At 69.8% G+C, this 20,798-nt stretch carries 19 protein-coding genes; 11 read left to right on the top strand and 8 right to left on the bottom strand.

The genetic code is table 11. The features are described 5' to 3' along the window. Nucleotides 1–113 precede the first annotated feature (113 nt). The 8 genes from CFB49_RS14175 to CFB49_RS14140 all read left to right on the top strand — a co-directional run bounded on the left by CFB49_RS14175 (nucleotide 114) and on the right by CFB49_RS14140 (nucleotide 8,505). Nucleotides 114–890: an L-iditol 2-dehydrogenase gene (locus CFB49_RS14175; RefSeq protein ID WP_089435549.1), complete on the top strand. Its 777-nt coding sequence runs from the start codon at nucleotides 114–116 to the stop codon at nucleotides 888–890. 96 nt (nucleotides 891–986) lie between these two features. Next, entirely contained in the window at nucleotides 987–1,943 is a 957-nt protein-coding gene (locus CFB49_RS14170; protein WP_089491613.1) for a sugar kinase, read from the top strand. After that, nucleotides 1,931–3,295, top strand: coding sequence for a D-tagatose-bisphosphate aldolase, class II, non-catalytic subunit (locus tag CFB49_RS14165; RefSeq protein WP_089435547.1), 1,365 nt, complete (start codon nucleotides 1,931–1,933; stop codon nucleotides 3,293–3,295). Before CFB49_RS14170 ends, CFB49_RS14165 begins: the two co-directional genes overlap by 13 nt. Nucleotides 3,296–3,367: 72 nt before the next feature. Beyond that, complete coding sequence (locus tag CFB49_RS14160; protein WP_006477974.1) at nucleotides 3,368–4,693, top strand: ABC transporter substrate-binding protein; 1,326 nt, start codon at nucleotides 3,368–3,370, stop codon at nucleotides 4,691–4,693. A gap of 113 nt (nucleotides 4,694–4,806) precedes the next feature. Continuing rightward, complete coding sequence (locus CFB49_RS14155; RefSeq protein ID WP_011546081.1) at nucleotides 4,807–5,760, top strand: carbohydrate ABC transporter permease; 954 nt, start codon at nucleotides 4,807–4,809, stop codon at nucleotides 5,758–5,760. Beyond that, nucleotides 5,757–6,608: a carbohydrate ABC transporter permease gene (locus CFB49_RS14150; protein ID WP_089435546.1), complete on the top strand. Its 852-nt coding sequence runs from the start codon at nucleotides 5,757–5,759 to the stop codon at nucleotides 6,606–6,608. The genes CFB49_RS14155 and CFB49_RS14150 overlap by 4 nt, the downstream gene beginning before the upstream one ends. Beyond that, complete coding sequence (locus CFB49_RS14145) at nucleotides 6,605–7,333, top strand: HAD family hydrolase (RefSeq protein ID WP_089435545.1); 729 nt, start codon at nucleotides 6,605–6,607, stop codon at nucleotides 7,331–7,333. Before CFB49_RS14150 ends, CFB49_RS14145 begins: the two co-directional genes overlap by 4 nt. A gap of 62 nt (nucleotides 7,334–7,395) precedes the next feature. After that, nucleotides 7,396–8,505, top strand: a complete 1,110-nt coding sequence (locus CFB49_RS14140; RefSeq protein ID WP_089435544.1) for an ABC transporter ATP-binding protein — start codon at nucleotides 7,396–7,398, stop codon at nucleotides 8,503–8,505. A gap of 25 nt (nucleotides 8,506–8,530) precedes the next feature. On the opposite strand, the gene CFB49_RS14135 is transcribed toward CFB49_RS14140, so the two are convergent. Continuing rightward, nucleotides 8,531–9,415 carry a LysR family transcriptional regulator gene (locus CFB49_RS14135; RefSeq protein WP_089491612.1) on the bottom strand — a complete coding sequence of 295 codons (885 nt, stop codon included), beginning with the start codon at nucleotides 9,413–9,415 and terminating at the stop codon, nucleotides 8,531–8,533. Between the two features lie 113 nt (nucleotides 9,416–9,528). On the opposite strand from CFB49_RS14135, the gene CFB49_RS14130 reads away from it, so the two are divergent. Both CFB49_RS14130 and CFB49_RS14125 read left to right on the top strand, forming a co-directional pair. Continuing rightward, nucleotides 9,529–10,725 carry a serine hydrolase domain-containing protein gene (locus CFB49_RS14130; protein ID WP_089491611.1) on the top strand — a complete coding sequence of 399 codons (1,197 nt, stop codon included), beginning with the start codon at nucleotides 9,529–9,531 and terminating at the stop codon, nucleotides 10,723–10,725. Continuing rightward, a complete protein-coding gene (locus tag CFB49_RS14125; RefSeq protein WP_179234901.1) occupies nucleotides 10,722–11,966 on the top strand; it encodes an MFS transporter in 1,245 nt (414 codons plus the stop codon). The genes CFB49_RS14130 and CFB49_RS14125 overlap by 4 nt, the downstream gene beginning before the upstream one ends. A 22-nt stretch (nucleotides 11,967–11,988) precedes the next feature. Here the strand turns inward: CFB49_RS14125 and CFB49_RS14120 are convergent, their stop codons facing one another. From CFB49_RS14120 to kynB, 6 genes are all read right to left on the bottom strand, one after another. Next, nucleotides 11,989–13,002, bottom strand: coding sequence for a sugar-binding transcriptional regulator (locus CFB49_RS14120; protein ID WP_089435541.1), 1,014 nt, complete (start codon nucleotides 13,000–13,002; stop codon nucleotides 11,989–11,991). A 64-nt stretch (nucleotides 13,003–13,066) separates the two neighbouring features. Next, nucleotides 13,067–14,548: a xylulokinase gene (gene xylB, locus CFB49_RS14115; protein ID WP_089435540.1), complete on the bottom strand. Its 1,482-nt coding sequence runs from the start codon at nucleotides 14,546–14,548 to the stop codon at nucleotides 13,067–13,069. A gap of 105 nt (nucleotides 14,549–14,653) precedes the next feature. Further along, nucleotides 14,654–16,048, bottom strand: coding sequence for a D-arabinitol 4-dehydrogenase (gene dalD / locus CFB49_RS14110; protein ID WP_089491610.1), 1,395 nt, complete (start codon nucleotides 16,046–16,048; stop codon nucleotides 14,654–14,656). 408 nt (nucleotides 16,049–16,456) lie between these two features. Further along, the gene (gene kynA / locus CFB49_RS14105; protein WP_089491609.1) at nucleotides 16,457–17,392 is read right to left on the bottom strand and encodes a tryptophan 2,3-dioxygenase; all 936 of its coding nucleotides are present in this window, start codon (nucleotides 17,390–17,392) and stop codon (nucleotides 16,457–16,459) included. Between the two features lie 90 nt (nucleotides 17,393–17,482). Beyond that, nucleotides 17,483–18,736: a kynureninase gene (gene kynU, locus CFB49_RS14100; RefSeq protein WP_249190552.1), complete on the bottom strand. Its 1,254-nt coding sequence runs from the start codon at nucleotides 18,734–18,736 to the stop codon at nucleotides 17,483–17,485. A 28-nt stretch (nucleotides 18,737–18,764) separates the two neighbouring features. Then, nucleotides 18,765–19,406: an arylformamidase gene (gene kynB, locus CFB49_RS14095; protein ID WP_089491608.1), complete on the bottom strand. Its 642-nt coding sequence runs from the start codon at nucleotides 19,404–19,406 to the stop codon at nucleotides 18,765–18,767. A 129-nt stretch (nucleotides 19,407–19,535) separates the two neighbouring features. Between kynB and CFB49_RS14090 the strand changes: the two genes are divergently transcribed. Continuing rightward, nucleotides 19,536–20,036, top strand: a complete 501-nt coding sequence (locus CFB49_RS14090; RefSeq protein ID WP_006477992.1) for an Lrp/AsnC family transcriptional regulator — start codon at nucleotides 19,536–19,538, stop codon at nucleotides 20,034–20,036. On the opposite strand, the gene CFB49_RS14085 is transcribed toward CFB49_RS14090, so the two are convergent. Further along, on the bottom strand, nucleotides 20,023–20,532 hold the full coding sequence (locus tag CFB49_RS14085) for a flavin reductase family protein (RefSeq protein ID WP_011353017.1): 510 nt from the start codon (nucleotides 20,530–20,532) through the stop codon (nucleotides 20,023–20,025). The two genes, CFB49_RS14090 and CFB49_RS14085, sit on opposite strands and share 14 nt — an antisense overlap. Nucleotides 20,533–20,798: the final 266 nt, after the last annotated feature.

Below are 20,798 nucleotides of genomic sequence, written 5' to 3'. Positions count from 1 at the left end.
ACAGCGCGTATCGCGTATCCGATCATTCGATCACTAACAGAGCAATTGATCGGTCGAAGAGCGTTCGCTCACCCCGCGACCGTCGTGCAGCAAGAACGAACCGGAGACAGCCAGTGAGACTGGAAGACAAGGTCGCGATCCTGACGGGCGCCGCAAGCGGCATCGGCGAGGCGGTCGCGCAACGCTATCTGGACGAGGGCGCGCGCTGCGTGCTCGTCGACGTGAAGCCGGCAGGCGGCTCGCTCGCCCGGCTGATCGAGGCCAACCCCGGCCGCGCGGTGGCCGTCACGGCCGACGTCACGCGCCGCGACGACATCGAGCGGATCGTCGCGACGGCGGTCGAGCGCTTCGGCGGCGTCGACGTCCTGTTCAACAATGCGGCGCTGTTCGACATGCGCCCGCTCCTCGACGAATCGTGGGACGTGTTCGACCGGCTGTTCTCGGTCAACGTGAAAGGGCTGTTCTTCCTGATGCAGGCCGTCGCGCAGCGGATGGTCGAGCAGGGGCGCGGCGGCAAGATCGTCAACATGTCGTCGCAGGCCGGCCGTCGCGGCGAGGCGCTCGTTTCGCACTACTGCGCGACCAAGGCCGCGGTGATCAGCTATACGCAATCGGCCGCGCTCGCGCTCGCGCCGCACCGGATCAACGTGAACGGCATCGCGCCGGGCGTGGTCGACACACCGATGTGGGAACAGGTCGATGCGCTGTTCGCGCGCTACGAGAACCGGCCGCTCGGCGAGAAGAAGCGGCTCGTGGGCGAAGCCGTGCCGCTCGGCCGCATGGGCGTGCCGGGCGACCTGACGGGCGCCGCGCTGTTCCTCGCGTCGGCCGACGCCGACTACATCACCGCCCAGACGCTGAACGTCGACGGCGGCAACTGGATGAGCTGACGTGGCGCCGCTCGCACGCGCCAGTCGCCAGCCGGCCCGCGACGCGGCGGCATCGCCGCACGCCGCGGCCGTCGTCGACCGAGGAGGGCTCGCCTGATGGCCGAGATCGTCGTCGCCGGCGAACTGCTGGCCGAATTCGTCGCCGTCGAGCGCGGCCAGGGTTTCGATACGCCCGGCCTGTTCGAAGGGCCGTTCCCGAGCGGCGCGCCGGCGATCTTCGCCGATCAGGCCGCGCGGCTCGGCGCGCGCGTCGCGTATGCGGGCTGTGTCGGCCGCGACGCGTTCGGCGATGCGATCGTCGCGCGGCTCGCACGCGACGGCGTCGACGTCGCGCGCATCCGCCGCGTCGCACGCCCGACCGGCACCGCGTTCGTCGCGTATCGCGACGACGGTTCGCGCAGCTTCGTCTTCACGCTTTCCACGAGTGCGGCCGCATGCGTCGATGCGTCCGACGTCGACACCGCGATGTTCGACGGCTGCCGCTACTTTCACGTGATGGGCTCGTCGCTGACGAGCGAATCGGCGATCGCGGCGGTGCAGCGCGGCGTGATCGAGGCCGCGCGCGCGGGCGCCAAGGTGTCGTTCGATCCGAACGTGCGGCCCGAAATGCTGAGCTTTCGCCCGATGCGCGCGGCGCTCGACGAGATGCTCGCCGCGTGTCACTTGTTCCTGCCGAGCGAAGCCGACCTGCCGTTCTTCTGCGGGCCGCAGCCGGCCGAGCGCGCGATCGCGGGCCTGCTCGCGACGCATCCGCTTCTCGAGCGCGTCGTGCTCAAACGCGGCGCGCAGGGCAGCGTCGCGTTCGATCGCGCGAACCGGGCCGAAGCGCCGGCATTTCCGGTCGACGAAGTCGATCCGACCGGCGCCGGCGACTGCTTCGGCGGCACGCTGGTCGCGAGCCTCGTCGCCGGCGTGCCGATCGACGTCGCATTGCGTCGCGCGAACGCGGCCGGCGCGATCGCCGTCACGCGGCGCGGCCCGATGGAAGGCAACGGCAGCGCGGCCGAGATCGACCGTTTCCTGACCGAACGAGGTATCGCATGTCCGGCCTGACGACCGTTGCCGAGCGCACGCGCACCGCGCACGCGCACGCCGTGCTGCGGATGATCTTCGACGCGAACCGCGCGGACGCGCAGCGCGGCATCTATTCGATCTGCAGCGCGCACCGGCTCGTGCTGGAGGCCGCGTGCGAAGCCGCGCGCGCGGACGGCTCGCCGCTGCTGATCGAGGCGACCTGCAACCAGGTGAACCATCTCGGCGGCTATACGGGCATGACGCCCGCCGATTTTCGTCGCGACGTCGATGCGATCGCCGCACGCTGCGGGCTCGCGCCGTCGGCGCTCGTGCTCGGCGGCGACCATCTCGGCCCGAACCCGTGGCGGCACCGCCGCGCGGCCGACGCGATGCGTGAAGCGGCCGCGATGGTCGCGGCCTACGTCGAAGCCGGTTTCGAAAAGATCCATCTCGATGCGAGCATGGCGTGCGCGGACGATCCGGCGCGGCTCGACGATCGCACGATCGCCGCGCGCGCGGCCGAGCTGTGCCGCGTCGCGGAAGACGCGGCGGCGCGCGCCGGGACCGCGCCCGTCTACGTGATCGGCACCGAGGTGCCGACGCCGGGCGGCGAAGTGAGCGGTGATGCCGGTAGTGACGCGAGCGGCGACGCAATCGCGCAGATCGCGGTCACGCGCAGCGACAGCATCGCGGCGACGCTCGATGCGCACCGCCGCGCGTTCGCGGCGGCCGGGCTCGACGATGCGTGGGCGCGTGTCGTCGCGATCGTCGCGCAGCCGGGCGTCGACTTCGACGATCGCCACGTGCTCGATTACGACAGCGCCAGGGCGGCGTCGCTCGGCGCGAGTATCCTGCAGACACCGCGCCTCGTGTTCGAAGCGCATTCGACCGATTATCAGACCGAAGCCGCGCTCGCCGCGCTCGTGCGCGATCACTTCGCGGTGTTGAAGGTCGGCCCCGCGCTGACGTTCGCGCTGCGCGAGGCGCTGTTCGCGCTGACGTTCATCGAGGACGCGCTGATCGACGACGTCGCGCAGCGCTCGCGATTGCGCGACGTCGTCGATGCGGCGATGCGCGCGCAGCCCGAACACTGGGCGCCGTACTACCGCGGCGACGAGACCGCGCAGCGGCTCGCGCGCCAGTTCAGCTACAGCGACCGCATCCGCTATTACTGGCTGCAGCCGGCCGTCGCGGCCGCGGTCGAGCAACTGTTCGACAACCTCGCGCGGCAGCCGGTGCCGGAGACGCTCGTCGCGCAGTGGCTGCCGGACGTCTACGCGGCGTGCCGCGCGGGCGGCCTCGCGAAGGAACCGCGCGCATGGGTGCGCCACCGGATACGCGACGTGATCGCGCACTATGCGCGCGCGTGCGGGATGCAGCGGCCGGCATGACGGGGCCGCGAAGGAAACGACGCAACACCACGCAAGACCGACGACATTTCGAACAATCACAGGAGACATGCCATGCAACGAAAGATGCTCGACGCCGCCGCACGCTGTTTCGCCGGAGCCGCGCTCGCGACGGCGGCCTGCGCGGCGTCCGCCGGCACGCTGACGATCGCGACGCTGAACAACCCCGACATGATCGAGTTGAAGAAGCTGTCGCCGGCATTCGAGAAGGCGAACCCCGACATCAAGCTGAACTGGGTGATCCTCGAGGAGAACGTGCTGCGCCAGCGCGCGACGACCGACATCACGACCGGCAGCGGCCAGTTCGACGTGATGGCGATCGGCACCTATGAAACGCCGCAGTGGGGCAAGCGCGGCTGGCTCGCGCCGATCACGGGGCTGCCGGCCGACTACGACCTGAACGACATCGTGAAGACCGCACGCGACAGCCTGTCGTACAACGGCCAGCTGTACGCGCTGCCGTTCTACGTCGAAAGCTCGATGACGTTCTACCGCAAGGACCTGTTCGCGGCGAAGGGGCTGAAGATGCCCGACCAGCCGACCTACGACCAGATCGCCGAATTCGCGGACAAGCTGACCGACAAGTCGAAAGGCACCTACGGGATCTGCCTGCGCGGCAAGGCCGGCTGGGGCGAGAACATGGCGTACGTGTCGACGGTCGTGAACACGTTCGGCGGGCGCTGGTTCGACGAGAACTGGAATGCGCAGCTCACGTCGCCCGAATGGAAGAAGGCGATCAATTTCTACGTGAACCTGCTGAAGAAGAACGGCCCGCCGGGCGCGAGCTCGAACGGCTTCAACGAGAACCTGACGCTGACCGCGTCGGGCAAGTGCGCGATGTGGATCGACGCGACGGTCGCGGCCGGGATGCTGTACAACAAGCAGCAGTCGCAGGTGGCCGACAAGATCGGCTTCGCGGCCGCGCCGGTCGCCGCGACGCCGAAGGGTTCGCACTGGCTGTGGGCGTGGGCGCTGGCCGTGCCGAAGACGTCGAAGCAGCAGGACGCCGCGCGCAAGTTCATCGCGTGGGCGACGTCGAAGCAGTACATCGAGATGGTCGGCAAGGACGAGGGCTGGGCGTCGGTGCCGCCGGGCACGCGCACGTCGACGTATCAGCGGGCCGAGTACAAGGCCGCCGCGCCGTTCTCCGACTTCGTGCTGAAGGCGATCGAGACGGCCGATCCGAACGATCCGTCGCTGAAGAAGGTGCCGTACACGGGCGTGCAGTACGTCGGGATTCCTGAATTCCAGTCGTTCGGCACGGTGGTCGGCCAGTCGATCGCGGGCGCGGTTGCGGGCCAGATGTCGGTCGACCAGGCGCTTGCCGCGGGCCAGGCCGCAGCCGACCGCGCAGTGCGGCAGGCCGGCTACAAGAAGTAACGCGCAAGCCGTCGCGCGGCCCGCATCGTGCGCCGTGGCACACGGCGCGGGCCGGCGAGGCCGACAGGCGGGCAGGCCGTTCGCGCCCGCGCATCAACCGGAGGGACTCCGTCATGCGTCACCTGCGTCTTCCCCTGAGTCACGCTCACGCGCCGTCGGTCGGCGACGCGTCGTCGCCGCCCGGTGCGCCGCGCCGGGCGCGCGGCGGCGCGAGCTGGCTCGTATCGCCGTCCGTCGCGGTGCTGCTGCTGTGGATGTCGATTCCGCTCGCGATGACGATCTGGTATTCGTTCTCGCGCTACAACCTGCTGAACCCGGACGTGAAGGGCTTCGCCGGGTTCGACAACTACCGCTTCCTCGCGACCGATCCGTCGTTCCTGCCCGCGATCTGGCACACGCTCGTGCTGATCGGCGCGGTGCTCGCGATCACCGTGATCGGCGGCGTGCTGATGGCCGTGCTGTTCGATCGCAAGTTCTACGGGCAGGGCGTCGCGCGCCTGCTCGCGATCGCGCCGTTCTTCGTGATGCCGACGGTCTCCGCGCTGATCTGGAAAAACATGATCCTGCATCCGGTGTACGGGCTCGTCGCGAACGCGATGCGCGCGCTCGGGATGACGCCGATCGACTGGTTCGCCGACTACCCGTTGACCGCGGTGATCATCATCGTCGCGTGGCAATGGCTGCCGTTCGCGTTCCTGATCCTGTTCACCGCGATCCAGTCGCTCGACCAGGAGCAGAAGGAAGCCGCGCGCATCGACGGCGCCGGCCCGATCGCGATGTTCTTCTACATCACGCTGCCGCACCTGAAGCGTGCGATCGCCGTGGTCGTGATGATGGAGACGATCTTCCTGCTGTCGATCTTCGCGGAAATCTACACGACGACCGGCGGCGGCCCCGGCGACGCGACGACCAACCTGTCGTACCTGATCTACGCGCTCGGCCTGCAGCAGTTCGACGTCGGCCTCGCGTCCGCGGGCGGCATCATCGCCGTCGTGGTCGCGAACGTCGTGTCGTTCTTCCTCGTGCGGATGCTCGCGCGCAACCTGAAGGGGGAGTACGAGAAATGAGCGACCTGACTTTGGAAGGCCGGCGCGCGCCGGCCGTGTTCGACCTCGTGCGGCGCGCGCTGCCCGGCACGCTCGCATGGCTGATCGCGCTGTTGCTGTTCTTCCCGATCTTCTGGATGGCGATCACCGCGTTCAAGACCGAGCAGCAGGCGTACGCGTCGTCGCTGTTCTTCATCCCGACGCTCGACAGCTTCCGCGAGGTGTTCGCGCGCAGCAACTACTTCGGGTTCGCGTGGAATTCGGTGCTGATCTCGGCCGGCGTCACGCTGATCTCGCTGCTGTTCGCGGTGCCGGCCGCGTATGCGATGGCGTTCTTCCCGAACCATCGCACGCAGAAGGTGCTGCTGTGGATGCTGTCGACGAAGATGATGCCGTCGGTCGGCGTGCTCGTGCCGATCTACCTGCTGTGGAAGAACGCGGGGCTGCTCGATACGGTGTCGGGGCTCGTGATCGTCTACACGCTGATCAACCTGCCGATCGCGGTGTGGATGACCTTCACGTATTTCAACGAAATCCCGAAGGACATCCTGGAGGCCGGGCGCATCGACGGCGCGTCGACGTGGCAGGAGATCGTCTACCTGCTGATGCCGATGGCGCTGCCGGGGCTCGCGTCCACCGCGCTGCTGCTCGTGATCCTGTCGTGGAACGAGGCGTTCTGGAGCATCAACCTGTCGAGCTCGAACGCGGCGCCGCTGACCGTGTTCATCGCGTCGTACTCGAGCCCCGAAGGGCTGTTCTGGGCGAAGCTGTCCGCCGCATCGCTGCTCGCGGTCGCGCCGATCCTGATCGTCGGCTGGCTGTCGCAGAAGCAGCTCGTGCGCGGGCTCACGTTCGGGGCGGTTAAATGAACGATGCAAGCAAAGACGCGGCCGGCAAACGTGCGGCCGGTCACGGCATGAACGTGCTGATCTGCGATTGCGACGGCGTGCTGATCGACAGCGAGGCCGTCGCCGCCGACGTGATCGTGCGCGAACTCGATGCGCGCTGGCCGGGCGTCGATGCGCGGCCGGCCGTGATGCCGCTGCTCGGGCTGCGCATCGAGCGCGTGCTGGCCGGCGCGTCCGAGGCGGTGGGGCAGGCGCTGACGAACGACGACGTCGATGCGATCCGTCGCGCAGTCGAGGCGGCGGCCGTCAATGCGCCGATGGTCGAAGGCATCGACGCGGCGCTGGCCGCGATCGACCTGACGACGGCCTGCGCAAGCAACAGCTATCGCGCGTACGTCGAAGCGGCGCTCGCGCGCACCGGCCTCGCGCGCTTTTTTGGCGACCGGCTGTTCTGCGCGGATTCGGTCGCGCGGCCGAAGCCGGCGCCGGACGTGTATCTGGCAGCCGCACGCGCGCTCGGCGCGGTGCCCGCGCAATGCCTCGTGGTCGAGGACAGCGCGACCGGCATCACCGCCGCGGCCGCGGCCGGCATGACCGTGCTCGGCTTCATCGGCGGCGGGCACGCATCCGCGGCCCAGATCGACGCGCTGCGCGGCATCGGCGCGCGTCACGTATTCGACGACATGCACGAGCTGCCCGGCTACGTCGCGCGCTGGCAGGCGACGGGCGAGGTGCTGCCGAACTAGCAATCAGGAACGAAGGCGCGCCGCTTTCAACGCGGCGCATCACGAACGAACGGAGACAGATCATGGCAAGCGTGCTCCTGCGCAACATCGCGAAGCGCTACGACGACACCGAAGTGCTGCGCAACGTGAACCTCGACATCGCCGACGGCGAATTCGTCGTGTTCGTCGGCCCGAGCGGCTGCGGCAAATCCACGCTGATGCGGATGATCGCCGGCCTGGAGGACATCTCGAACGGCGATCTGCTGATCGACGGCGCGAAGGTCAACGACGTGCCGAGCGCGAAGCGCGGCATCGCGATGGTGTTCCAGTCGTATGCGCTGTACCCGCACATGACGCTGTACGACAACATGGCGTTCGGCCTGAAGCTGGCCGGCGCGAAGAAGCCCGAGATCGACCAGGCGGTGAAGCAGGCCGCGAAGATCCTGCACATCGATCACTTGCTCGACCGCAAGCCGAAGCAGTTGTCGGGCGGCCAGCGGCAGCGCGTCGCGATCGGCCGCGCGATCACGCGCAAGCCGAAGGTGTTCCTGTTCGACGAGCCGCTGTCGAACCTCGACGCCGCGCTGCGCGTGAAGATGCGGCTGGAATTCGCGCGGCTGCACGACGAGCTGAAGACGACGATGATCTACGTGACGCACGACCAGGTCGAGGCGATGACGCTCGCCGACAAGATCGTCGTGCTGTCGGGCGGCGCGGTGCAGCAGGTCGGCACGCCGAACGCGCTGTATCACGCGCCGGCGAACCAGTTCGTCGCGGGCTTCATCGGCTCGCCGAAGATGAACTTCCTGAAGGGCACGGTCGAATCGGCCGATGCGGGCGGCGTGCTCGTGCGCTTCGACAGCGGCGAGACGCAGCGTGTCGCGGTGGACGCGGCGGGACTGCAGCGCGGCGCGGCGGTGACCGTCGGCGTGCGCCCCGAGCATCTGCTGGTCGATGCGGCGGCGCCGGGCGTGGCCGCCCGGACGATGGCCGTCGAGTCGCTCGGTGACGCCGCGTATCTGTATGCGGAGTCGGCCGTCGCGCCGGACGGGTTGATCGCGCGGATTCCGCCGCTCGACACGTACCGCACCGGCGACACGCTGCGCGTGCATGCACAGGCCGAGCACTGCCACCTGTTCGACGAAAACGGGCAGGCGTTCCGGCGGCTGAGCGTGCACGCGAAGGCGGCGTGACGCACGGCACGTGCGCCTGCGCGGCTCAGAGGCGCAGGTGCTCGGCCATGTAGTCGACGAACGCGCGCAGCTTCGGCGTCGGGTGCCGGCCTGACGGCCACAGCACGTAGAACGGCGTGCGGCTCTCGACGTGTTCGTCGAGCACGGTGCGCAGCGTGCCGTCGGCCAGTGCGTCGTGGACGAAGAACTCGGGCAGGCACGCGATGCCGAGCCCGCGTCGCGCGAAGCACAGCCGTGTTTCCGCGTTGTTGCTGACCATCGACACGGGCACCTCCGGCGGCGTGCCGGCGCGCGGCGCGCGCAACGGCCAGGTCTCGAGCCTGCCGCTGCTCGGGAAGCGGTAGTGCAGGCAGCGGTGCTGCGCGAGATCGGCCGGCGTGCGCGGCGCGCCGTGCCGCTCGAGGTAGCCGGGCGACGCGACGAGATGCTGGCGGAAATGGCCGAGCAGCCGCGACGACAGCCGCGAGTCCGTCGGCCGGCCGGTGCGCAGCACCGCGTCGAACCCTTCGTCGACGACATCGACGAGCCGGTCGCTGAAATCGATGTCGAGTTCGATTTCCGGATACGCGGCCATGAAATCGGCGAGCACCGGCAGCAGCAGCGTACCGATCGTCGGCAGGCTCACGCGCAGCCGCCCGCGCGGCGCTTCGACGCTGTGCATCAGTTCCTGCTCGGCCGCGTCGATCTCCGCGATCACGCGCCGGCACCGTTCGAGAAAGCGCGCGCCTTCGGCCGTCAGCGTGATGCTGCGCGTGCTGCGGTGAAACAGCCGCACGTTCAGGCGCGCCTCCAGGCGCGCGATGCGCTTGCCGATCGCCGACGCCGACAGCCCGAGCGCGCGGCCGGCCGCGACGAAACTGCGCGTTTCCGCGACCTGGACGAATACGACGAAACCGCCAAGATTTTCCATGCAGGTTCCCGATTGCGGACACCGATGTCCGGAGTGTCCGGAACTCTACCCCGGTTTTTCTTCCCGCGCCGGCTCCCTACGATGGACGTTCCTTCATCGTTCGAGGTCACGCCATGTCATCCCTGCCTGTCACCGCCCACCGCGTCGAACCGGACGCCGCGCTGCGCGCGCGGCTCGACGCCGTGCTCGATCGCGCGCTGGCCGACGCGCGCGTGGTCGGCGCGGTCGTGCTGGTCGCCCGCGACGGCGAATTGCGCTACGCGCGCGCGGCCGGGCTGGCCGATCGCGAAGCCGGCACGCCGATGCGCGAGGACGCGCTGTTCCGGCTCGCGTCGGTATCGAAGCCGATCGTGACGGCCGCTGCAATGCGGCTGGTCGCGGCAGGTCGCATCGGGCTCGACGAGCCGGTCGCTCGCTGGCTCCCCGCATTCGCGCCGACGCTCGCGGACGGCACGCCGGCGAACATCACGTTGCGGCATCTGCTGTCGCATACGGCCGGCCTCGGCTATCGCTTCTTCGAGGCGGACGGCGACGGCCCGTATGCGCGTGCACGCGTATCCGACGGGATGGACCGCGCGAGCCTGTCGCTCGCCGAGAACGTGCGGCGCATCGCCGGCGTGCCGCTGCAGTTCGCGCCCGGCACGTCGTGGGGCTACTCGCTCGCGACCGACGTGGTGGGCGCGCTGATCGAAGCGGTCGACGGCCGCCCGCTCGCACAGGCCGTGGCCGCGCTCGTCACGACGCCGCTCGGGATGGCCGATACCGGATTCGTCGCGCACGACGCCGCGCGCGTCGCGACACCCTACGTGAGCACGCCGGGCGCGCCGCGCCGGATGGCCGACGACGATCTCGTGCCGGTGTTCGACGGCACGGTCGGCATCCGCTTCGAGCCGGCGCGCGCGTTCGATGCGACCGCGTGGCCGTCGGGCGGCGCGGGCATGGTCGGCACCGCACACGATTGCCTGACGCTGCTCGATACGTTGCGTACGGGCCGCGACGGCTGGCTCGCACCGCGCTGGATCGACGAGATGGCGCGGGTGCAGCCGGGCGCGCGCGACTTGCCGGATGCGCCGGGATTCGGTTTCGGGCTCGGCTTTTCGGTGCTGCACGATCCGGCAGCCGCGCAGTCGCCGGAGTCGGTCGGCACGTGGCGCTGGGGCGGCGCATACGGGCATGCGTGGTTCGTCGACCGTGCGGCCGGGCTGACGGTCGTCGCGCTGACCAATACGTTGTACGAAGGGATGCACGGGCGCATCGTCACCGACGTGCGCGATGCGGTGTATCGCGTCGACGACCGGAGCGCGGCATGAGCGAGTGCGTATCCGCTTCCCCGTCCGTTTCCGCGTCCGCGGCCGACCGGGCCGGACCTGCCGCGGGTTCATCTGCACCGGGCCGTGCGCGCCTGCCCGTCGCGAACCTGCTCGCGCTTGCCACCGCCGGCTTCATCACGGTGCTCACCGAAGCCCTGCCGGCCGGCCTGCTGCCGCTGATGAGCGCGGACCTGCGCGTGACCGAGGCGCTGATCGGCCAACTGGTGACCGTCTATGCGCTCGGCTCGATCGTCGCGGCGATTCCGCTCGTCGCCGCGACCCGCGCGATGCGGCGGCGCCGGCTGCTGCTCGCGGCGCTGGCCGGCTTCGTCGTGTCGAATGCGCTGACGGCCGCGTCGCCGTACTACGCGCTCACGCTGGCCGCGCGCTTCGTCGCCGGGATGTCGGCCGGGCTGCTGTGGGCACTGCTGGCGGGCTACGCAAGCCGGCTGGTCGACCCGTCGCTGCGCGGTCGGGCGATCGCGGTCGCGATGCTCGGTATACCGGCGGCGATGTCGATCGGCATTCCGGCCGGCACCGCGCTCGGCGCGACGTTCGGCTGGCGCGTCGCGTTCGCGGGGATCACGGTCGCGGCGCTGGCGCTGATCGGCTGGATTCGCCTGCGCGTGCCCGACCACCCGGGCCAGCAGGCCGGCGCGCGCGAGCCGGTGCTGGGCGTGATGATGCTGCCCGGCGTGCGGCCGGTGCTGACGGTGATGTTCGCGTACGTGCTCGCGCACAACATGCTGTACACGTACGTCGCGCCGTTCCTTGCGGGCGTGCGGATGGGCGCGCAGGTCGACGTGGTGCTGTTCGTGTTCGGCGTCGCGTCGCTCGTCGGCATCGCGCTGACGGGGGCATGGATCGGCGCCGCGCAGCGACGCCTGACGCTCGCGAGCATCGCGCTGTTCGCGCTGGCGGCGGCGATGCTCGGCGCCGGTTCGGGAATCGCGATCGTCTATGCGGGCGTCGTGCTGTGGGGGCTCGCGTTCGGCGGCGCGCCCACGCTGTTCCAGACGGCCACCGCGAACGCGGCGGGGGAGTCGGCCGACGTCGCGCAGTCGATGCTCGTGACGGTGTGGAATCTCGCGATCGCCGGCGGCGGCATCGCGGGCGGGATGCTGCTCGGCGCGACGGGCGCGGGCGCGATTCCGTGGGTGCTCGTCGCGCTGCTGGCGCTGGCGTGGGTCGGCGCGTGGCGCGCACGCCGGCATGCGTTTCCGGCGCCGCGCGGGACTTGAGCCGGCGTGTGCGACGGCGGCGTCAGGCCGCCTTCGCGGCGAGCGCGGCGCGCGCGCACGCTTCGTCGGTGACGAGCCCCGACAGCCAGCCGCCGCGCAGCGCGGCAATCACCGCGTCGTGTTTCTTCGGGCCGCCGGCGAACGCGATCGTCGGCCGCTTCGGCGGCGTGGCGAGCGCGACGCTGGTCACGCGCGCGCTCGTCGACACGGTGATCTGCGTACCCTGCGCGTCGATCGGCACGCCGAGCAGTTCGGCCACCGCGCCGAGCGCGGTCATCTCGTCGCGCTCCTGTTCGGTGATGAAGCCGTCTTCGTAGAGCGGACAGTGCGGGCCGATGTTGCCGATCCCGACGAACGCGACGTCGGCCTCGCCCGACAGCGCCTCGACGATCCGGTACAGCCGGTGGTTGCACCACTGCGCGCGCTCGGCGTCGCTGTCGGCGAACAGCGGCGCGGGCAGCAGGAAATGCTTGCTGCCGGTTTTCTCGGAGATGTACTGCGCGACGTCGTAGCGGTTCGACGAACCGTCGGCCGCGATCGCGCCGACCATCGACACGAGCCGGTGCTGCGGGCGGTCGATCTGCGCGATCTGCGCGACCGCGGCCTTCAGCGTCCGGCCGCTGCTGACCGCGATCACCATCGGCCGCGTTTCGTTCAGGTAGCGCTCCATCACCTGCGCGCCGGCGACCGCGAGCTTGCGGTCGATCGCGTCGGGCGCATCGGCGTCGACAGGGACGACTTCGCACATCGCGAGGCCGTAGCGTTTCGACAGCTGCGCGCCGAGATCGAGACAGTCGGCGAGCCGGTGGTCGACGCGCACGCGGATCAGGTTCTTCTCGACCGCGAACGCGACGAGGCGCTGCGCGACGGGGCGTGACACCTGCAGCTTTTCGGCGATTTCGTTCTGCGTGTCGCCCGCGACGTAATAGAGCCACGCGGCGCGCGTGGCGAGATCGAGTTTTTCTGAGGACTTGGACACGATAGCGATTCGGTTCGGAGCTGGGGGGCCGCCCGCGGGCCGGCCGGCGGGCCGCATGACGGCATCCACTGTAACGCATGTCGCGCGCGCGGCCGGCGGCCGGCCGCGCGACGGGACGCGCCTATGCGAGCCGTGCGCGCGACGGTTCGTACAGCGGCCGCACGTGACGGTACAGCGTGCGGAACGCATCGAGGCGTTCGCGCAGCCGTGCATGGCGGGCGGCGTCCGGTGTGTATTCGGCGCGTACCGGCGGCTTGGTCAGCACCGTATGCGGATCGCCGCCGACGGCGAGCCAGCCGAGCCGTGCCGCGCCGAGCGCCGCGCCCGTTTCGCCTCCGCCGATCTGGCGCGTGCGCACGTTCAGCGCGTCCGCGATCAGTTGCGCCCAGAACGCGCTGCGCGCGCCGCCGCCGATCAGCGACAACTGGTCGGTTTCGACGCCGGCCGCGTGCAGCGCGTCGAGGCCGTCGGCGAGGCCAAGCGTCACACCTTCGAGCACCGCGTAGCCGAGGTGCGCGCGCTCGGTCGCGTGCGTCATCCCGAAGAACGCGCCTTGCGCGTACGGATCGTTGTGCGGCGTGCGTTCGCCGGACAGATAGGGCAGGAACAGCGGGGCCGCCGCGAGCGCGTCGGGGTCGAGCACTTCGACTTCGGCGAGCAGCGCGGGCTCGTCGGTGCCGGTCAGCTTGCAGACCCAGCGCAGGCAGCTCGCGGCCGACAGCACGACGCTCATCAGTTGCCAGCGATCGGGAATCGCATGGCAGAACGCATGCACGGCCGACGCGGGATTCGGCATGAAGCGGTCGCCGACCACGCTCAGCACGCCCGACGTGCCGAGCGACACGAAGCCGTCGCCCGCGTGGATCGCGCCGATGCCGAGCGCGCTCGTCGCGTTGTCGCCGCCGCCGCCCGCGACCGGCACGGCCTCCGACAGCCCCAGTTCGCGCGCGACGTCCGCGCGCAGCGTGCCGGACGGCGCGTTGCCCTCGACGATGCGCGGCATCTGCTCGCGCGTCATCCCGCACGCGGCGAGCAGCGCATCGGACCAGTCGCGGCGCGCGACGTCGAGCCACAGCGTGCCGGCCGCGTCGGACGGATCGGACACTTTCGCGCCGGTCAACCGGAACCGCAGGTAGTCCTTCGGCATCAGCACGCACGCGGTGGCCGCGAACACGTCGGGTTCGTGCTTCGCGACCCATAGCAGCTTCGGCGCGGTGAAGCCGGGCATCGCGAGGTTGCCGGCCAGCGCGTGGAGATCGGGCGCGCGTTCGGTGAGCAGCGCGCATTCGTCGGCGCTGCGCATGTCGTTCCACAGGATCGCGGGTCGCAGCACGCGATCGTCGCGGCCGAGCAGCACCGCGCCGTGCATCTGGCCCGACAGGCCGATGCCGCGCACCTGCGCGAACGCCCGGGGATGCCGTTCGCGCAGCGCCGCGAGCGCGGCGAGCGTGCCTTGCCACCAGTCGTCCGGATGCTGTTCCGCCCAGCGCGGGTGCGGGCGCGACACGGTGAACGGCGAGCCCGCGGTGCCCACCACCGTGCCGTCCGGGGCCAGCAGCAGCACCTTCACTTCCGAGGTGCCGAGGTCGATGCCGAGATACATGAGCGATCCGTTCGGTCGGTGAGGAGCCGCTACTTTAGCCGTGCCGCGCGGCCTGTGCCAAGCGGGTTCGCCCGGCTGCGCGGCCGGGCGTCGGCGCGCGCGTCGTCAACGCGCGGCGAGCCAGGCATCGACGCGCGCGAGCCCGGCGCGCAACGCATCGAACAGTGCCGCGTTGCCGGCGAGCGAGCCCCACAGCGCGCGGCTGGCGCACAGCGCGACGACCGGGTCGTCGGCTTCGACGATCGCGCGTGCGCTGCTTTCGTCCATCACGCCGTCCTGGTACGCATACGGCAGCGTGCCGCGCGCCCAGCGTTCGAGAAAGCGCAGGAACAGCGCCGGCAGCACGGCGGTGGCGACCGGCGCGGCGCCGCGCGCGAACGATTCGACGAGCGTCGGCGCAATGAAGCCGGGGATCTTCGAGAAGCCGTCGGCCGCGACGCGCTGGTTCGTGTCGAGCACGTACGGGTTGCCGAAGCGCTCCAGCACGACGTCGCGGTAGCGCGCGAGATCGAGCGGGCTCGGGCTCAGGCACGGGATCACGTCCTGCGTCACGTAGTCGTGCGCGAAGCGGCGGATCGCCGCGTCGTGCGTGCCTTCGTGGATGTAGGTGCAGCCCGCGAGCGTGCCGGCCCACGCGATGCAGCTGTGCGTCGCGTTGAGGATGCGGATCTTCGCTTCCTCGTACGGATGCACGTCGTCGACGAGTTCCGCGCCGGCCAATTCCCAGCGCGGCCGTCCGGCCGCGAAGCGGTCCTCGATCACCCACTGGATGAACGATTCGCCCATTACCGGGCACGCGTCGTCGATGCCGGTGGCCGCCCGCACGCGTTCGCGCACGTCGGCGGTCGGGCGCGGCGTGATGCGGTCGACCATCGCGCTCGGCGTCGCGACGTGCGCATCGAACCACGCGAGCAGGCCGCCTTCGCCGCGTCGTTCGAGGAATTCGCGCATTCCCGAGCGAAAGCGTGCGCCGTTGTTGCGCAGGTTGTCGCAGCTTTGCAGCGTGAGCGGGCCGGCGCCGCGTTTCACGCGTTCGGCGAGCAGCGCCGCGAGCGCGCCGTACAGCGTCGTGCGCGCGCCCTGCAGGTCGGCGGCGAGGTCTGCGTTCGCGACGTCGAGCCGGTTGTGTTCGTCGAGGTAGTAGCCGCCTTCGGTGACGGTGAACGACACGATCCGGCAGGCCGGATCGGCGCCCGCGTCGATCAGCGCCGCGAGGTCGATCGACCACGGCAGCACGCGCGTGATCGCACGGATCGACTCGTAGGCGCGTTCACCTTGCGGCGTGACGGTTTCGAGCGTGTACGCGCCATGCTGCGCGGCGAGCGCGTCCATCGTCGCGCGCATGTCGTCGCGGATGTTGCCGACGGTCAGCGACCAGCGTTCGTCGGCCGGCACGGCCGCGTTCACGCGATGCAGATACCACGCCTGGTGCGCGCGGTGAAACGAGCCCGCGCCGATGTGCAGCAGCACGGGCGCGCGGGCGGAGGGCGATTCGCTCATCCGGTGTCTCCTGTTCCTGCCTGTCTATCCTGTCGAATTCGATCTTTTGCTCTTTGTGTGAGCGAATGATCGTATTCGGCCGAACGAAAGTCAAGGCGCGGACACGGCATTTCGATGGTGCGCTGCGGCGGCGTGCGGGGCAGGGCGGGCGCGGCGGCGCTGGCGGCAAAAGGTGTCAGCGTCCTTCGCGCGTGAGGGGCGACGAGTTCGTCGAGCACTGTGCTGGCGGGCGCGGTAGAAGGCCATAGCGGCGCCGGCAGGCGGTATGTGCGCAGCGGATGGTGCGGCGCCGCAAGGATAGGGCGCGGCGATCTCGTCGGTGGCGGATCCGTGTCCGAACGTGTACCGCCGCGAGAAGGGGAGGAACTCGCCCGCCCGTCGTCGTGACGCGCGGGCGCATGACGGGCGTTACAGCGTGGTGCGCACGTGCCAGAGTTCGGGGAACAGCACGACGTCGAGCATCTTGCGCAGGTACGGCGCGCCGCTCGTGCCGCCCGTGCCCTGCTTGAAGCCGATGATGCGTTCGACCGTCGTCACGTGACGGAAGCGCCACTGACGGAACGCATCCTCGAGATCGACGAGTTCCTCGGCCATCTCGTACAGCTCCCAGTGCTGCTGCGGATGACGATAGACCTCGAGCCACGCGGCCTCGACCGTCTCGTCGTGCCGCATCGGCTGGGTCCAGTCGCGCTCGAGCCGCTCGGGCGCGATCGGGAACCCGCGCCGCGCGAGCAGGCGCACGACCTCGTCGTAGAACGACGGCGCCTCGAGCGTCGCGCGCACCTGTTCGAGGATGTCGGCCCGATGCGCATGCGGCTGCAGCATCTGCGCGTTCTTGTTGCCGAGCAGGAATTCGAGCTGCCGATACTGGTACGACTGGAAGCCCGACGACTGGCCGAGATACGGCCGCATCGCCGAATACTCGGACGGCGTCATCGTCGACAGCACGTTCCACGCCTGCACCAGTTGCTCGAGGATGCGCGACACGCGCGCGAGCATCTTGAACGCGGGCGGCAGCGCGTCGGTGCGCACTGCATCGAGCGCACCGCGCAGCTCGAACAGCGCGAGCTTCATCCACAGCTCGCTCGTCTGATGCTGGATGATGAACAGCATCTCGTTGTGATCGGGCGACAGCGGATGCTGTGCATCGAGGATCGAATTCAGCGACAGGTAGTCGCCGTAGCTCATCGACTTCGAGAAATCGAGTTGCGCGTTGTGCCAGCCGGCTTGCGTGTCGGCCTCGCCCGGCACGTGCGGGGCCTCGTGCGCGGCTTGCGCCGGTTGGGCGGCGCGTGCGCCCGAGAACGGGCAGCCTGCCGGCGCGTCGCCGCCGGGCGGCTGCATATGACCAGAATTCACGACTTTCTCCAGATTTGAATGACGAACGCGTGGCGCGCGCCGCGCATGCAGCGGCGGCGCGCCACGCAAAACCGCTCAGGTCACCGCGCCGCGTTCGGCGAACTCGGGCGCCTTCCACGCGTCGGTGGCGAGGATGTCGCGCAGCGTCTCGACCGCATCCCAGACGTCGGCGAAGCGCGTATAGAGCGGCGTGAAGCCGAAGCGCAGCACGTACGGCTCGCGGTAGTCGCCGATCACGCCGCGCGCAATCAGCGCCTGCATCACTTCGTAGCCGTGCGGATGCTCGAAGCTCGCCTGCGAGCCGCGCTGGTGATGCGCGCGCGGCGTGACGAGCTTCAGCGACAGGCCCGCGCAGCGTTCCTCGACGAGCGCGATGAACGCGTCGGTCAGCGCGAGCGACTTGCGGCGGATCGTCTGCATGTCGGTCTGCAGGAACACGTCGAGCCCGCATTCGACCATCGACATCGACACGATCGGCTGCGTGCCGCACAGGAAGCGCGCGATGCCCGGGTCGGGCGCGAAGCCCGGCTGCATCGCGAACGGCGCGCGGTGGCCCCACCAGCCCGACAGCGGCTGCGAGAAGTGCGCGAGATGGCGCTGCGGCACCCACACGAACGCGGGCGAGCCGGGGCCGCCGTTCAGGTACTTGTACGTGCAGCCGACCGCGCCGTCCGCACGCGCGCCGTTCAGGTCGACCGGCACCGCGCCGGCCGAGTGCGCGAGATCCCACAGCATCAGCGCGCCCGCGTCGTGCACGAGCTGCGTGACGGCCGGCATGTCGTGCATGTAGCCGGTGCGGTAGTTCACGTGCGTGATCATCGCGACGGCCGTGTCCGCGCCGAGCGCGCCGGGCAGGTCGGCCGGATCGTCGATCAGGCGGAGTTCGTAGCCGCCGCCGAGTTGCTCGATCAGCCCCTGCGCGATGTACAGGTCGGTCGGGAAGTTCGAGCGTTCCGACACGATCACGCGGCGCTCGGGCGCGCGCTCGGCCTGGTGGCGCAGCATCGCGGACAGCAGCTTGAACAGGTTGATCGAGATGGTGTCGGTCACGACCGTTTCGCCGGGCGCGCCGCCGATCAGCGTCGCGAGCTTGTCGCCGAGGCGGCGCGGCAGCGCGAACCAGCCGGCCGTGTTCCAGCTGCGGATCAGCCCTTCGCCCCATTCCGCGCCGATCACCTGCTGCGCGCGGGCGGCCGACGCGCGCGGCTGCGCGCCGAGCGAGTTGCCGTCGAGGTAGATCACGCCGTCGGGCAGCGAGAACTGGTCGCGCAGCGCGGCCAGCGGGTCGTCGCGGTCGAGCGCGAGCGCATCTTCACGGGTCTTGATCATCATGATGTGAGGTTGTGGGTCGGGGTAATCAGGCGGCGCATGCGGGCAGCGCACGCAGCACCGCGCGCACGGGGCTTGCGTCGAGCGTCGCGAATTTCAGCGGCAGCGCGATCAGTTCGTAATCGCCGGGCGGCACGTCGTCGAGCACGATGCCTTCGAGGATCGCCATCCGGTGCGCGCGCACGCGGTGATGCGCATCCATCGTCTTCGATTCCTGCGGGTCGAGCGACGGCGTATCGATGCCGATCAGCTTCACGCCGTGCGCGGCGAGCAGGTCGACGGTGTCGGGCGCGACCGCGCAGAAATTGCTGTCCCATTGCTCGACCGCGGCGCGCGCATAAGTGCGCAACAGCACGCGCGGCGGCACGCCATCGAGCGCGGCTTCCACATCGGCGGGCCGCACGACGGGCGATGCGCCGATGCAATGGATCACGCGGCACGGGCCGAGATAGGTGTCGAGCGGCACCGCGCCGATCGGCGCGCCGTCGGCGTCGTAGTGCAGCGGCGCGTCGCAGTGCGCGCCCGTGTGCGGCGACAGCGTCACGCGCGCGACGTTGACCGGCGAACCGGCCTCCATCCGCCACACGCGTTCGACGGAAACCGGCGTATCGCCCGGCCACACGGGCGTGGCGGGGCTGACCGGCGGCGAGATGTCCCAGAGTGTGTCCATGGCATGACGAAGCGTGAATCGATGCTTCGAATGATAGGTGGACGCTCGCAGAAAGTGCTTGCGAAATAAACATGGACAATCCGCCGGATTGGCAGATAATTCGACTCAGAGGGAAAACGGGGACCAAAAATGCACGCGATCACGCTCGATGCCACCGACTGCCGGATTCTGGCGGTATTGCAGGAGGAGGGCAGAATCAGCAATCTCGACCTGGCCGAACGCATCTCGCTTTCGCCATCCGCCTGCCTGCGCCGCATGCGCCTGCTCGAGGAGCAGGGCGTGATCGAGCACTATCGCGCGTGCCTGAGCCGCGAGAAGCTCGGCTTCGAGCTCGAGGCGTTCGTGCAGGTGTCGATGCGCAACGAAGAGAATCAATGGCACGAGCGCTTCGCGGAAGCGCTGCGCGAATGGCCGGAGGTGGTCGGCGCGTTCGTCGTGACGGGCGAGAGCCACTATCTGCTGCGCGTGCTCGCGCACAACCTCAAGCACTATTCGGATTTCGTGCTGAACCGCCTGTACAAGGCGCCGGGCGTGATGGACATCCGTTCGAACATCGTGCTGCAGACGCTGAAGGACGAAGCGGGCGCGCCGGTCGGGCTGGCGCGCACGGGGGCGATCAAAGCGGTGTGAGGCCGTGGAAGCCGCCGCCGTGGAACACGAGCGGCGGCGCCGTGTCCGATACCGCGCGCACGCCGCAGCGCTCCACTTCGCCGACGAAGATCACGTGGTCGCCTTCGTCGTAGCGGCTGCGGTTGTGGCATTCGAACCATGCGAGCGCGCCGTCGAGCACGGGCATCCCGGAGTTGCCGGCCGCATGCGCGATCCCTTCGAAGCGATCGCCCTTGTAGGTCGAAAAGCGCTTGCACAGGTCGAGCTGCGATGCCGCGAGCACGTTCACCACGTAATGGCTGTTGCCGCGGAACACGGGCGTCGACGCCGATTTGTGCGCGAGGCTCCACAGCACGAGCGGCGGATCGAGCGAAACCGAATTGAACGAGCTGGCGGTGATGCCGATCAACTGGCCGGACGGCGCGCGCGTCGTGATCACCGTCACGCCCGTCGCGAACTGGCCGAGCGCCTGCCGGAAGGCGGCCGCGTCGAAATCCGGCGGATTGGCGTGGCTCATCGGGCAGCCATCCGGAACGGGACGGGCGGGCGCGACACGACACGGGTGTGACGGGCGCGGCGGACGAAGGACGACAAGGCGGTCGAATGGGAACGGGTGCGCATGGCCCGATTTTAGCGGAATCGCGGCCGCCGGGCCCGGTCGGGCGGCGCATCGCGACGTCAGGGTGACGTAGCGAACACTGCGGCGCGCGGCCGGCATCGCCGTTCCGTCGCGTTTTTAACGGTGCGGCCGTTCAGGCCGACACCGTGCTGCCCGGCCGGCAG

This window comes from Burkholderia sp. AU17457 (genome assembly GCF_002223255.1).
In the GTDB taxonomy this organism is placed as follows: Bacteria; Pseudomonadota; Gammaproteobacteria; order Burkholderiales; family Burkholderiaceae; genus Burkholderia; species Burkholderia sola.
Note: the sequence above shows the minus strand (reverse complement) of the source record. Positions and strands in the feature narration are given on the sequence as shown.

Coding starts and splice junctions, on each gene's coding strand:
- CFB49_RS14125 (WP_179234901.1), top strand. CDS start 10,722: ATGAGCGAGTGCGTATCCGCTTCCCCGTCCGTTTCCGCGTCCGCGGCC.
- CFB49_RS14145 (WP_089435545.1), top strand. CDS start 6,605: ATGAACGATGCAAGCAAAGACGCGGCCGGCAAACGTGCGGCCGGTCAC.
- CFB49_RS14140 (WP_089435544.1), top strand. CDS start 7,396: ATGGCAAGCGTGCTCCTGCGCAACATCGCGAAGCGCTACGACGACACC.
- CFB49_RS14085 (WP_011353017.1), bottom strand. CDS start 20,532: ATGAGCCACGCCAATCCGCCGGATTTCGACGCGGCCGCCTTCCGGCAG.
- CFB49_RS14120 (WP_089435541.1), bottom strand. CDS start 13,002: ATGCGGCCCGCCGGCCGGCCCGCGGGCGGCCCCCCAGCTCCGAACCGA.
- CFB49_RS14130 (WP_089491611.1), top strand. CDS start 9,529: ATGTCATCCCTGCCTGTCACCGCCCACCGCGTCGAACCGGACGCCGCG.
- CFB49_RS14135 (WP_089491612.1), bottom strand. CDS start 9,415: ATGGAAAATCTTGGCGGTTTCGTCGTATTCGTCCAGGTCGCGGAAACG.
- xylB (WP_089435540.1), bottom strand. CDS start 14,548: ATGTATCTCGGCATCGACCTCGGCACCTCGGAAGTGAAGGTGCTGCTG.
- kynA (WP_089491609.1), bottom strand. CDS start 17,392: ATGCAGCCGCCCGGCGGCGACGCGCCGGCAGGCTGCCCGTTCTCGGGC.
- CFB49_RS14170 (WP_089491613.1), top strand. CDS start 987: ATGGCCGAGATCGTCGTCGCCGGCGAACTGCTGGCCGAATTCGTCGCC.
- CFB49_RS14155 (WP_011546081.1), top strand. CDS start 4,807: ATGCGTCACCTGCGTCTTCCCCTGAGTCACGCTCACGCGCCGTCGGTC.
- kynU (WP_249190552.1), bottom strand. CDS start 18,736: ATGATCAAGACCCGTGAAGATGCGCTCGCGCTCGACCGCGACGACCCG.
- kynB (WP_089491608.1), bottom strand. CDS start 19,406: ATGGACACACTCTGGGACATCTCGCCGCCGGTCAGCCCCGCCACGCCC.
- CFB49_RS14150 (WP_089435546.1), top strand. CDS start 5,757: ATGAGCGACCTGACTTTGGAAGGCCGGCGCGCGCCGGCCGTGTTCGAC.
- CFB49_RS14160 (WP_006477974.1), top strand. CDS start 3,368: ATGCAACGAAAGATGCTCGACGCCGCCGCACGCTGTTTCGCCGGAGCC.
- CFB49_RS14090 (WP_006477992.1), top strand. CDS start 19,536: ATGCACGCGATCACGCTCGATGCCACCGACTGCCGGATTCTGGCGGTA.
- CFB49_RS14165 (WP_089435547.1), top strand. CDS start 1,931: ATGTCCGGCCTGACGACCGTTGCCGAGCGCACGCGCACCGCGCACGCG.
- dalD (WP_089491610.1), bottom strand. CDS start 16,048: ATGAGCGAATCGCCCTCCGCCCGCGCGCCCGTGCTGCTGCACATCGGC.